We start from the raw sequence: 13,352 nt of genomic DNA on the forward strand, positions 1-13,352 counted from the left end.
CAACTTTACACATGACTCCCTTTATTGCAGAAATTATAGGCACCGCGCTTTTAATGTTATTAGGAATTGGCGTAAATGCGAACGTTACACTAAATAAAACATATGGCCAAGGTTCTGGCTGGATAGTAATAACAACAGGATGGGCCTTTGCAGTATATGTTGGCGTGGTGGTAGCCGCACCACATAGTGGCGCACATTTAAACCCCGCAGTATCCATTGGCCTGGCCGTTGCCAATAAATTTGATTGGAATTTAGTACCCATTTATATTTTAGCGCAGTTCATTGGAGCCATGCTAGGGGCACTCTTGATTTGGATTACGCATAAGGATCACTTTGATGTTACAGCAGACGGCGATAGCAAAAGAGGTGTGTTTTGTACCGGACCGGCCATACCAAACACAACCATAAACCTCTTTAATGAAATACTGGGCACCTTTGTATTGGTTTTCACCGTTTTATATTTTACGGATGCCATTATATCGGATAGTGAAACCATTATAGGTTTAGGCTCCCTTGGGGCATTGCCAGTAGCTTTATTGGTCTGGGCCATTGGTATTTCTTTGGGCGGTACAACTGGTTATGCCATAAATCCTGCAAGAGATTTAGGTCCTAGAATAGTACATGCGTTATTACCTCTCAAGAATAAGGGAAATATGGGTTGGGGTTATGCTTGGATACCTGTAGTAGGACCTATTATAGGTGCTAGTTTGGCAGCATTATTGGCCCTTGTACTTGCTTAGATTTTCTCAGCAATAGCTTTAGCCGCCAAGTAAGCCGTAGTCCAAGCATTTTGAAAGTTAAAACCGCCTGTTATGGCGTCTACATTTATAATTTCACCCGCAAAATATAACCTAGGAATAACTTTACTCTCCATAGTTTTAAAGTTGACTTCGGTTAAAGCTACACCACCTGCGGTAACAAATTCATCTTTAAATGTACTTTTTCCATTAACGGCCAACGTTGTTTCTGTTATTGCTTTTGCCAAAGTCTTAAGGGTGTCATTGTTGGCATCTGCCCACTTATCCGAAGCTAAAATACCAGAAGATTTAACTAAGCTATTCCACAACCGCTTTGGCATATCTACCACCTTGGATTTTAAGATCGTTTTTTTAGGTTCTTGTTCCCTACACACCTTAAAATAGGCTAACAAAGAGGACGAAGTATAATCTGGCAACCAATTTATTTGAATCGTGAATTGATAATTCATCTGATTCAATACCAAAGCCCCCCAAGCCGATAAACGCAAAATAGCCGGACCCGTTAATCCCCAATGTGCAATTAATACCGGACCTGTTTCTTCCAAAACAGCATGGTTAACGTTTTTGCTAGCAATGGTATATCCCTTTAGTTTTAATTTGGTGGGGTTTAGAACTTTTACCGTTGCCTGGGTAGCCACACCTTGTAAACCATCTATACGGGTATCTTTAATATTGAACGTGAACAAAGAAGGCACCGGCGTACTAATGGTATGTCCCAAACTTTTTAATTGCTCCCAAATCTTTGGATTACTACCTGTAGATAACACCAAGTTTTTGGACAAATAGGTTTTATTATTGGTCACCAATTGCCAGTTGTCCTCTGTTTCTAAAGGAGCAATAATCTGTTTTACCGAACTATTTTTTAATATTTCTATATTATATTTTGCCGCCTCTGCTAAAAAACAATCTATGATACTTTGTGATGAATCTGAAAGGGGAAAAATACGTCCGTCATCCTCAATTTTAAGGGGTACACCCCTTTCTTCAAAAAATTGCATAACGTCTCCTGCAGAAAATTGATGAAAAGGCCCAAGTAGTTCTTTTTCTCCCCTAGGATAATTAACTACCAGTTCTTTGGGGTCAAACGCCGCGTGGGTAACATTACATCTTCCACCGCCACTTATTTTAACTTTGGAAAGAACGGTTTTACCCCGCTCTAGGATAGCAATTTTTAAATCTGGGCGCCGACTAGCCAATTGTATTGCGCCAAAAAAGCCAGCCGCACCGCCACCAACAAATACAACGTTGAACATTAGTTAACCCTATCGGGATAGTTTGTTATGATACCATCTACGCCAAAATCTTCCATGGTCGTAATATCAGTAGGTTCATTCACCGTCCAAGTATATACCTTTAAACCTTCATTTTGTATGGCCTTTACTTTTTCTAAGGTTAACTTTTTAAAATATGGGTTAATAGCAACTGCGTTTAGTTCTTTAGCTATGGGTATTGCTTTTAAAGGGTCTTCTTCCGTAAGAATAGCTATGGCAATATCTGGATTTAATCTTCTCATCTCTCTAAGCTCGTCCCAATTAAAACTAGAGATAAGGATATTCTTTGCCTCCCACCCCTTGTTTTTAATGTAATAGTTTATGATAAAATTTACCCTGTCTGAAGTACCTGCACCCTTTAGTTCAATATTTAAACCAACCTTATTGTCTATCAACTTTAAAACATCTTGCAATTTTGGAATTTGATGGTTGCCCTCTAGCACCACTTTATTCAAGTCTACAATGTTATATGTTTCAATATTACCGCCAGCATTACTTAACCGTTCTAAACGCTCATCATGAAAAACAACAGTTTCACCACTGGCGATATTAAAAACATCAATCTCTATCATATCTACCTGCATATCCAACGCTTTTTGCACGGAAGCTAAAGTATTCTCGGTTTCATAGCCCATTGCTCCACGATGACCTATAACTAGTGGTTTTGTTTTCATTTGACAAGAGGTTAAAATTAATACCGATACAATGGTTAATGCATTTAATTTCATTTGGTGGTTGATTTGTAGTTGTTATTCTATTGATTTAGTTTAAAAATATAACTTTCTAATGGTGCCAATTTTAAATCTACCCTGCCCACTTCACCATCAACCATAAGCGTTGGATTATAAGCTCCATACAATTGTTCCTGCAATAGAAATTCTCCGGAATTTAGCTTCCAATGTTTTACTATTTCAGGAGGTAACTTAAAGTCTATTTGGTATGTTTTTTCGGCGTCAAAGTTGGAAATGATCAGCAACCTATCTTCGCCGAACCATCTAACAAAAGAATATATTCTGTGGTCATAGCCATGTGTATTTTCTTTGTTATAATAATGTGTTTCTTGATATTCTCCCATCAAGGCATCGCTAGTAATAGTAAAATTCAATAGCCTTTGGTAAAAATCTCGAAGTGCTTTTTCTTCATCCGTAGAAAGGCCACCATCGAACTTTTTATGGTTCATCCATCGCTGGTGTGCGGGAACGCCTATGTAATCAAAAATTGAAGTCCGGGATGGAGACCCAAATCCAGCGTTTTCAGAACCATCCTCACCAACTTCTTGACCAAAATATATCATGGTTGGGGATGTACTTAAAGTAGCACTCACCACCATGGCTGGTTTGGCCAGGGCTGCATTGCCCACAAATTCCGGACTTGCAATTCGTTGCTCATCATGATTTTCCAAAAAATGTAGCATATGGTGCTCAATATCTTTCATACCGCTTTGTACGGTATGTATATGGTCCGTCCAACCGTAACCTTTCATGATATGTCTTAAACTATCATATAGTTCTACCTTATCATACAAGTAGTCCATCTTGCCCTTGAACAGATATTCGCGATATAAGGATGGATTATAAACTTCTGCTAATAGAAATGCATCTGGATTTTTTACTTTAATGGAAGAGTTTAGATAACTCCAGAATTCTACCGGAACCATTTCTGCCATATCATACCTAAAGCCATCCACTCCTTTTTCTTGCCAATACAAGGCTATATCCTTAAACTTGGTCCAAGAATCTGGCACTTCTTTTTCTTTCCAAAAGTTATAGTGTGCCTGGTAATCCATGTTGGCATACGCATCTGGTAAGGTGTCAAAATCTTTTGTACCATCAGGTCTAACCCCGTAATTTATTTTTACGGTTTCGTACCAATCGTTAAAATTTGGCTGGGCCAACCTAGAACCGTTACCGGTCCATTTTGCTGGTATCTCCGTAAATTTCCCATCTTCCTTGTTTGTATTTTCCTCTCCTAGTGGCGAATAATCATCTTGCCAGTTGGGCACTTTAAATTCTTCACCGGGTATGTAGTAGAAATTATTATGCTTACTATAAACTACTGAGGTATCGTCTTTGGCTCCAAAATCGTCTACACCTTCAGGGTTGGTTTTTCCTTCGTACTTTCTGGCTATATGGTTTGGTACAATGTCTATAATTACTTTTAAACCCATGTTATGGGTTCTTGCTATCAATGCCTCAAACTCTTGTAGCCTATTTGCAGGATTATCTGCCAAATCTGGATTTACATTATAATAGTCCTTTACGGCATATGGAGAACCTGCCCTGCCTTTTACAACATCTGGATCATCATTAGAAATTCCATATTGGGTATAGTCTCCTATCAACGCGTGGTGTGGAACTCCAGTATACCAAATATGGGTTACCCCTAGATTTTTTATGGCCATAAGGGCTTTATGGTCAAAATCTGAGAACTTACCCACGCCATTCTCTTCCTTTGTACCCCAAGGCTTGTTATTTGTTTCTGTGTTACCAAAGAGTCTGGTAAATACTTGATAAACAACCGCCTTTTTTTTCATATTTGGACTATTGGATTCCTTTTTATTTTTTGAACTAGGTGCATCTGAATTGCAGGATGCACCTAGAACAATTAGTAAGATAAATACAATTCTAACTAATTTCATTATACGGCAACGGTTTCTCCTGGTTTTAACACCACACGTTCTCCGTTTACGCGAATACTCATTTCTTCCGTACCATTTAATTGGTACGAAGAACCTGTCTTAGAAACCTTAACGGTAATAATTCTATTCCTAAAGTTAACCTTAAAGGAATAGCCTTCCCAATTTTCTGGAATTTGAGGAAAAAAGTTTAGTTTATCTTCCAAAACGCGCATACCACCAAATCCTTCTACAATACTCATCCAAGTACCTGCCATACTGGTAATGTGCAAGCCTTCTTCTACCTCTTTGTTGTAATCGTCCAAATCTAACCTAGAAGTTCTAAGGTAAAAGGTATAGGCTTGTTCCATTCTACCAAGCTTGGCTGCCTGTATACTGTGCACACATGGAGAAAGAGAAGACTCGTGAACAGTAAAGGGCTCATAGAAATCAAAATGCTTTTCTAATTGTTCTGTAGTAAAATGGTCTTCAAAGAAATAAAAACCTTGTAGTACATCTGCCTGTTTAATATAGGGCGAACGTAAAATACGATCCCAGCTCCATTTTTGATTAATAGGTCTTTCGGTCTTATCCAACTCGGTCACTGGCATTAATTCTTTATCCAAGAAACCGTCTTGTTGCAAATACACATCGTGGGTTTCAGAATAAGGAAAATACATATTGCTTGCTACCTTTTTCCAATCGTCTAGCTCTGCATCGGTTAATTTGGTGTGGCCAATAATACGTTGGTAATCTTCAGAATATCCGTCTTTTACTTTTTGTATCTGTTCCAAACAATAATCTATGCACCATTTTGCCAAGTAGTTGGTGTACCAATTGTTGTTTACATTATTCTCATATTCATTTGGACCTGTTACGCCCAAAATCATGTATTTGTTCTTATGGGTAGAATAGTTAGCCCTTTGGTGCCAGAAACGTGCTATACCAATTAACACCTCTAGCCCCATTTCTGGTATGTAACTATAATCTCCCGTAAACCTGTAGTAGTTATAAATTGCGAAAGCAATGGCACCATTCCTGTGGATTTCCTCAAAGGTAATTTCCCACTCATTATGGCATTCCTCACCATTCATTGTTACCATAGGATAGAGGGCGGCACCATTAGAAAAACCAAGTTTTTCAGCATTTTCTATGGCTTTCTCCAAATGATCGTAACGATACTTTAATAAATTACGGGCTACCGTTTCGTTCTTAGTAGTCATATAAAACGGCAAACAATACGCTTCTGTATCCCAATAGGTACTTCCTCCATATTTTTCACCAGTGAATCCTTTTGGTCCAATATTTAGTCTAGAATCTGTACCTAGATAAGTTTGGTTTAGTTGAAAAATATTAAAACGTATTCCCTGTTGAGCCTTCACATCACCCTCAATTGTAATGTCACTCATTTCCCAAATCTTAGCCCATTCCTCTTTTTGGCGTTGTAACAAGCCTTCAAAACCAATAGAATCTGCCGCTGCAAGGGTTTGCTTAGCAGCTGCTATTAATTGCGATTTATCATGGTTTCTTGAAACGGTATAACCGCCATACTTTGTTATTAGAATTGTATCATTGGCATTGGCCTCAAATTCGTATTCTAAAACCGCCTGTTTTTCTTCTTCTCTAGAATTGGTAATAGAAACGGGTTGCCCATTCTTAGTTACCGTACTAGACATAAAAGTACAGGTGTTAAAATTGGTCTTTAATGTATGCGCCTCTATAAAAGCGGTATTGTCTTGAACAGAAACATTGGTGGTTTCCCAAAACTTATCGTCCCAATTGGTATCTCTATTGGTTATTCCACTATCCAAGTAAGGAGTTATCTTAATGGCTACTGCCTTATTTTTAGGCGTTATACTATAAGCTATTGCACCTAACTCGTCCAAAGCAATACTTAAAAAACGAGTTACGGATACAGCTACTTCTACATTGTTCTTGGTAACGGCATTAAAGCTACGTTTATACCAGCCTTCTTTCATGTTTAGCTCCCTTTTAAAATCGTTTACCGATTTACAAGTAGCCAAATCCAACTTTTCGCCATCCAATGTTATACCAATCCCAATCCAGCTTGGCGCATTTAAAACCTTTGCAAAATATTCTGGGTAACCGTTTTTCCACCAACCAACTTTTGTTTTGTCTGGATAATAAACACCGGCTATGTAACTACCTTGGAATGTTTCGCCTGAATAGTCTTCTTCAAAATTAGCTCGTTGCCCCATGGCACCGTTACCTATACTAAAAAGACTCTCAGAAGATTGCACTCGTTCTGCATCAAAACCTTCTTCTATAATAGACCAAGGATTTGGTATAATATAATCTTGATTCATGTTAAGCTAAGTTTAGTGAGGCAAACTTAGTTAATTGTAGAATCCCGTTCAATTAATGTGGGTTGTAAAATTTTAGTTTGGAAAGGAAATTCATCATCTGACTCATCCTCTATTCGTTTAATTAACATTCTAGCGGCCGTTTCTCCCATAAGCTCACCATGCTGTGCAATTGCGGTAAGGGATGGGTTGGCATATTTGGATAAGAGACCGTCTGTGAAACCTATTACAGAAACATCTTGTGGTATTTTTTTACCTGTTTCTTTGGCCACCTTCATTCCAAAGACAGCAAAAATTTCGTTTACACATATAATGGCATCGTAATCTGCTTTGGTAAGAAATTCACGGATTATGCCCTCTTCCATTTCCATGGTAGGCATTTTTAAAATGTTTTTCTCTAGATAAGGAATACCTAAATCTTTGTGAGCCCGTATAAAACCCTTGGTCCTTTCCGTACCAACGCTTAAATAATCATCTACGGTAATTAAAGCAATTTTACGTTTACCTTGGTTAAGTAACTTTTTGGTAGCCTCGTAAGCTCCTAATTGATCATCTATAATCACTTTATCACAATCTACAGATTGTGTTACCCGATCAAACAATACCAAAGGAATACCTTGATCTGTAACTTCTTTTAAATGATTATAATCTTTCTTTTGTTGTGTCTCTGAAGATAAAGACATAATAAAGCCATCAATACTACCATTGGCAAGCATTTCCATATTGATCACCTCTTTATCAAAAGACTCATCGGATAAGCAAACAATAACGTTATAGCCTTTGCTGTTCGCTTCCTTTTCTACCCCACTTATGACGGTAGTAAAAAAATGATGCACAATATCTGGAATAATAACACCAATATTCTTTGTACGCTTATTCTTTAAACTAACCGCGATATTGTTGGGCCTGTAGTTATACAGCTTGGCAAAAGCTTGGATTTTCTCTTTAGTGTCCCTGCTAATTTCCTCACTGTTCTTTAAAGCCTTTGAAACTGTAGAAATGGATACTTCTAATTCTTTAGCTATATGCTTTAACGTTATCTTTCTTTTCAACCCTAATATTGTATTACTATCCTGAATTTTCTAAAAGCCTTTTTTCTTAACAAAAAGTAAGAGTAAGCTAAGCTTTGCAAATTACAAAATTCCTTAAACAAAGAACAACGTTTAAGGTTCAAACAAAATTTTACAATTAACAATATTATACATCCAAAACCTTTTCGTTTGAATTTTTTATAATTTTTAATATAAATTATTACCATATAATCATTTTGTTATATTTATTAACACGAAAACGTTTGCGAGACACTTAACTGTTAAAAAGTATATTCTTTAACATTTATTTTATATATGTTTAAGTAATAATTAAAAATTAACTAAACTTTAAATCAACTCTCATGAAAATTAAACTGCTCAGGAGTTTGGTGCTTTTTTGTGCGTTTATTTGCGCAGGAAGTATCCAGGCTCAGACAATTTCCGGAACAGTTTCGGATTCTAGCGGCCCCTTGCCAGGAGCTAACGTGATTGAAAAAGGTACCACCAACGGGACACAAACTGATTTTGATGGAAATTATTCCATTACCGTAGGAGAAGGCGCCACTTTAATCTTTAGCTATGTGGGCTACAAAACACAAGAAGTTGTTGTAGGTAGCCAAACCAACATTAGCTTAACCTTAAGTGAAGATGCAGCCGCACTTGATGAAGTGGTGGTAACTGGTTACTCTGTACAAACACGGGGAGATCTTACTGGGTCTGTAGCTAGTGTTGACATTTCAGAAGCCACCAAAACACCTATTGTAAATGCGGCAGAAGCGCTACAAGGTAGAGTATCCGGTGTTACCATCACCAACAATGGAGCTCCTGGAGCCACCCCAGTTGTTAGAGTACGTGGCTTTGGTACTGGTAATAGTAATGACCCATTGTACATCATTGACGGTGTACAAACCGATGATGCCAGTATTTTAAATTCTATAAATCCGGCAGACATTGAACAGATGAACGTACTAAAGGATGGTGCCGCGGCCATTTATGGAGCAAGGGCGTCTAATGGTGTAGTAATTATTACCACTAAAGGCGGCGGCTACAACATGGATTCTGCTAAGGTTTCTTTAGACATGTACACTGGCTTTTCAGTTGCTGCAAATTTGCCAGAGCTTTTAGATACGGAACAACATGGCCAAATGATTTGGCAGAGTATTTTAAATGACGGTGGAACGCCTACACATCCGCAATATGGAGATGGTCCAAACCCAGTAACACCTACAACGTTGCAAAGAGCACCAGTTAGCGCTACCGTAAAACCAGGTGGTGGCACAGATTGGTTAGACGAGCTTTATAGAACTGCTATTACCCAAAACGCCTCCATTACATTTGAAAATGGAAATGAAAAATCTAAGGTATTATTTTCAGCAGGGTATTTAAACAGACAAGGTATCCAAATTGCTACCGGCTTTAAAAGAGGCTCGGTTAGGTTGAACTCTGAATTTAAAATTGGTGATAGAATTAGAGTTGGAGAACATGCAAATATTTCTTTTGACAGAATAGGTGGCGGACAATCTTGGTACAATTTTGCCACAAGAATGTCTCCATTGGTTCCTGTTTTTGATGACGAGGGCAACTATGCCGGAAATTACAGTAATGATACCGGCCTATCCAATCCAAACAATCCAATTGCCGAAGCCAACAGACAAGCAGACGATTTTAATAAAACACTCCGCGTTTTTGGTGATATCTACGCCACATTAGATATTATGGATGGGTTACAATTTAAAACCTCTATAGGTGGATCAATTAGAGCATATAACGACAGAAGGTTTAGACCTTTAATTCCTGAGTCTTCTGAACCAATTGCAACGAATACCTTAAGAGAAGCGGACCAAGACACGTACGAGTGGGTTTGGACCAACACTTTAAATTTCAACAAAAGTTTTGGTGATCATAGCATAAATGCATTAGCAGGTATTGAAGCCTTAAACGTGCATGGAAAAGGCAAGGAAATCTCAAGAACCAATTATTTCTTTGAAACTCCAGAATATTATCTTCTAAGCAATGGTGGAGGCGCACCAAATGTATCTTACGCATATGACAACATGTCTTCATTATTTTCTTTATTTGGATCAGTTAACTACAATTATGCAGGCAAATATCTACTAACAGCCACAGTACGTCAAGATGAATCCTCAAGGTTTCTTGGAGATAACAAGAGTGATGTCTTCCCATCCTTTAGTGCAGGTTGGGTAGCTAGTAATGAAGATTTCTGGCCACAAGACTTTTTTATAGACCGTTTTAAGCTTAAAGGGTCATGGGGTCAATTAGGAAACCAAACGTTACCAGTTAACAATCCTACTTCCAATATTTCCGTTTTAAGCGATCAATATGCGAATTACGTATTTACCGGAAGCGGTGGGGCCACACAGGGGGCAATATTAAATGCTGTTGGTAACCCCGATTTAAGATGGGAAACAAGTGAGACCACCAATTTTGGTGTTGAGTTAGGTTTTTTCAACGGAAAATTGAATTTAGCCGCAGAATATTTTACCATTAAAACCAAGGATTTAATTAATCAAGACGGGAGTCTTATAAGCTCTACAGCTATAGATGCCGCACCGCCTTATGTAAATTTAGGTTCTATAGAAAATAAAGGTATAGACGCAACCTTGAGCTTTGCAGACACCACTCCATCTGATTTTAGATATGGTATAGATATAAATTTCTCCTCATATAAAAACGAGGTAACAGAATTAATTAGTGCATTCCAAACAGGATTTGGCGGCTTTAGAACAACAGGAACTGTAACTAGAACACAAGAGGGCCAACCTATTTCTTCCTTTTACGGAAGAATTGTAGATGGCATATTCAATACGGCCGCAGAGGTGTCTAGCCATGCAAGTCAAGGCTTTGAGACCCCGGAAGATGGTGTTGGAAGGTTTAAGTACAGAGACATAAATAACGATGGGGTAATCAATGATGATGATAGAACGTTTATAGGATCACCACACCCAGATTTTACCTATGGTGTAAACATTACCATGGGTTACAAAGGTTTTGATATGTCCGCATTTTTTCAAGGCTCTCAAGGAAATGAAATCTTTAACAACGATAAAGTATATACGGATTTCCCAACATTCTTTAATGCGAACAGAAGTATTAGAGTATTGGATTCATGGACTCCAGAAAATACGGACGCTAGCTTACCGGCTCTTAGCCAAAGTATAACCAACAATGAAGGTACCGCCAGTTCCTTCTTTGTGGAAGATGGTTCATACCTAAGACTAAAGAACCTACAAATTGGGTATACCTTTAACGATGAGGTGTCTGATTTATTAGGTATGGATAGCGTTAGATTTTACCTCCAAGGAACAAATTTATTTACCATAACAGGGTATGACGGTATAGACCCAGAATTAAGACCAAGATTGTTAGATAACGGAGCTATCGACAACTTAACCATTGGTGTTTCTGACAACAACTATCCAGTTGCTTCTATTTATTCACTAGGTGTAAATCTTAAATTTTAAAAAATGAAAAGGAAAATAATTTATTCATTAACAATGGCTTGCATGTTATTAGTAGCATGTAGTGATGATTTTACGGAAATTACGCCCACCGGTGCGCTTTCTGATGATGCCCTGCAAAACGCTACTGGGGTAGACTTAAAGCTCACAGCTGCTTATTCCGTTTTAGATGGTGAACGAATCAATAGGCAAGGTGAAGGTGTTGCTGCTGGAGGGGATAACTGGTGGACAGATGTTGTATCTGATGATGCACACAGAGGAAGTACCGATGGTGATAATACCGCCCTATTTCAAGTAGAAACTTTAGATTGGCAAACAGGTAACTCTTGGTTTTTAGGTAGATGGAGCGCTCTCTTTGGAGGTGTAAATAGATGTAACGCGGTTATAGACTTAATTAACCAAATTCCTGATGGTGATTTTACCCAACAATTGGGCGAAGCACAATTCTTAAGAGGCTACTATAATTTTGAACTTCAAAAATTTTATGGAAATGTTCCGTTCATTTCGGTAGAAAATTTAGCCAATCAAGAATTCAACCAGCCTAACCCAGGCCCAATTTGGTCAGAAATTGAAGCCGATTTACAAGCTGCCATAGATAATCTTGGAGATGAAGTTGTTGCTGGTAGAGCAAACGCATGGATCGCAAAAGCCTATTTGGGCAAAGCCTATTTGTACCAAGAAAAATGGGATCAAGCCTTACCCTTGCTAAAAGATGTAATTGACAACGGACCGTATGCATTAAATGCAGAATATGTAGATAATTTTAGATTAGCTGGTGAAAATGCTGCAGAGTCTATGTTTGCCATACAATTTGCTGCTGATGACGGACAATCTTACAACGGCAATGGAGCCGGAACGCTAAATTTCCCTGGTGGCGGTCCACTAGGAACCTGCTGTGGTTTTTACCAACCAACACAAGATTTGGTAAATGCCTATCAAACAGACGGTACTGGATTACCATTATTAGACACCTATGCAGATACAGATGTTGCCAATGATTATGGTATTAATAGCGCAGATCCGTTTACACCTCATACAGGACCACTAGATCCTAGATTAGACTATACCGTTTCCAGAAGAGGTATTGATTACAATGGCTTTGGGGCTAACCCAGGGAAAGAGTGGATCAGAGCAACTTTTCAAGATATTTCTGGACCCTACCTACCTAAGAAAAATGTGTACCAAGCAGATGAAGTAGATGCACAAAGAGGTACTGGTGGATGGGGGTCAGACTGGTCTGGCATAAATTACAATATCCTTCGCTTTGCAGATGTTTTGTTAATGGCAGCAGAAGCAGCTGTAGAACAGTCTACACCAGATCTAGCATTAGCCTTAGACTATGTAAATCGAGTTAGAAACAGAGCAAAAAACATGACGTACGTTCAAGATACGGAAAGTGACGCCCCAGCGGCAAATTACCAAATTGAACCCTATACCAGTTTTACTGATCAAGCTTTTGCAAGAAAAGCTGTTCGATTTGAAAGAAGATTAGAATTTGGAATGGAAGGCCATCGCTTATTTGATTTAAGAAGGTGGAACGTTGCCGAAGAAACTATTAATACTTATATAGAAAGAGAAGCAGAAGATATCTATCTCTCAGACTATACTAGATTTGGCACCTATACGGATAAACACGACTTATTTCCGATTCCTGTTAACGCTATTGACCAAAGTGGTGGTGTTTTAACACAGAATCCAGGTTACTAATAACAACTGCAATTTTAAATTTATACAAGGCGCAAATTGCGCCTTGTATTTTTTAGAGGATTCTCACCTTGATTAATTGTTATTCAAAACTTATCTTCAATCTTGATATAGCATTAGAACACGTACCAAATATTAACTAAATATTACAACCAACGCCAACAATCTATA

At 38.2% G+C, this 13,352-nt stretch carries 8 protein-coding genes; 3 read left to right on the forward strand and 5 right to left on the reverse strand.

What is annotated here, in order from left to right; translation table 11 throughout:
- Positions 1-11: 11 nt before the first annotated feature.
- Positions 12-740, forward strand: a complete 729-nt coding sequence (locus BUL40_RS10595; RefSeq protein WP_080319239.1) for an MIP/aquaporin family protein — start codon at positions 12-14, stop codon at positions 738-740.
- Here BUL40_RS10595 and BUL40_RS10600 read toward each other — a convergent pair.
- The 5 genes from BUL40_RS10600 to BUL40_RS10620 form a co-directional block, all read right to left on the reverse strand.
- Positions 737-2,011 (reverse strand): BaiN/RdsA family NAD(P)/FAD-dependent oxidoreductase, encoded by a 1,275-nt coding sequence (locus BUL40_RS10600; protein ID WP_080319240.1) that lies wholly within the window; start codon positions 2,009-2,011, stop codon positions 737-739. The two genes, BUL40_RS10595 and BUL40_RS10600, sit on opposite strands and share 4 nt — an antisense overlap.
- Entirely contained in the window at positions 2,011-2,703 is a 693-nt protein-coding gene (locus BUL40_RS10605) for a glycerophosphodiester phosphodiesterase (RefSeq protein ID WP_244901859.1), read from the reverse strand. Before BUL40_RS10605 ends, BUL40_RS10600 begins: the two co-directional genes overlap by 1 nt.
- Positions 2,704-2,783: 80 nt before the next feature.
- Positions 2,784-4,667 carry an alpha-amylase family glycosyl hydrolase gene (locus BUL40_RS10610; RefSeq protein ID WP_080319242.1) on the reverse strand — a complete coding sequence of 628 codons (1,884 nt, stop codon included), beginning with the start codon at positions 4,665-4,667 and terminating at the stop codon, positions 2,784-2,786.
- Complete coding sequence (locus BUL40_RS10615; RefSeq protein WP_080319243.1) at positions 4,667-6,970, reverse strand: glycoside hydrolase family 65 protein; 2,304 nt, start codon at positions 6,968-6,970, stop codon at positions 4,667-4,669. Before BUL40_RS10615 ends, BUL40_RS10610 begins: the two co-directional genes overlap by 1 nt.
- Positions 6,971-6,996: 26 nt before the next feature.
- Positions 6,997-8,019: a LacI family DNA-binding transcriptional regulator gene (locus BUL40_RS10620; RefSeq protein ID WP_080319244.1), complete on the reverse strand. Its 1,023-nt coding sequence runs from the start codon at positions 8,017-8,019 to the stop codon at positions 6,997-6,999.
- A gap of 341 nt (positions 8,020-8,360) precedes the next feature.
- On the opposite strand from BUL40_RS10620, the gene BUL40_RS10630 reads away from it, so the two are divergent.
- Both BUL40_RS10630 and BUL40_RS10635 read left to right on the forward strand, forming a co-directional pair.
- Positions 8,361-11,480 carry a SusC/RagA family TonB-linked outer membrane protein gene (locus BUL40_RS10630; protein WP_080319246.1) on the forward strand — a complete coding sequence of 1,040 codons (3,120 nt, stop codon included), beginning with the start codon at positions 8,361-8,363 and terminating at the stop codon, positions 11,478-11,480.
- Positions 11,481-11,483: 3 nt separating this feature from the next.
- A complete protein-coding gene (locus tag BUL40_RS10635) occupies positions 11,484-13,184 on the forward strand; it encodes a RagB/SusD family nutrient uptake outer membrane protein (RefSeq protein WP_029511449.1) in 1,701 nt (566 codons plus the stop codon).
- Positions 13,185-13,352 lie beyond the last annotated feature (168 nt).

It is taken from the genome of Croceivirga radicis (assembly GCF_002072105.2).
Lineage (GTDB): Bacteria > Bacteroidota > Bacteroidia > Flavobacteriales > Flavobacteriaceae > Croceivirga > Croceivirga radicis.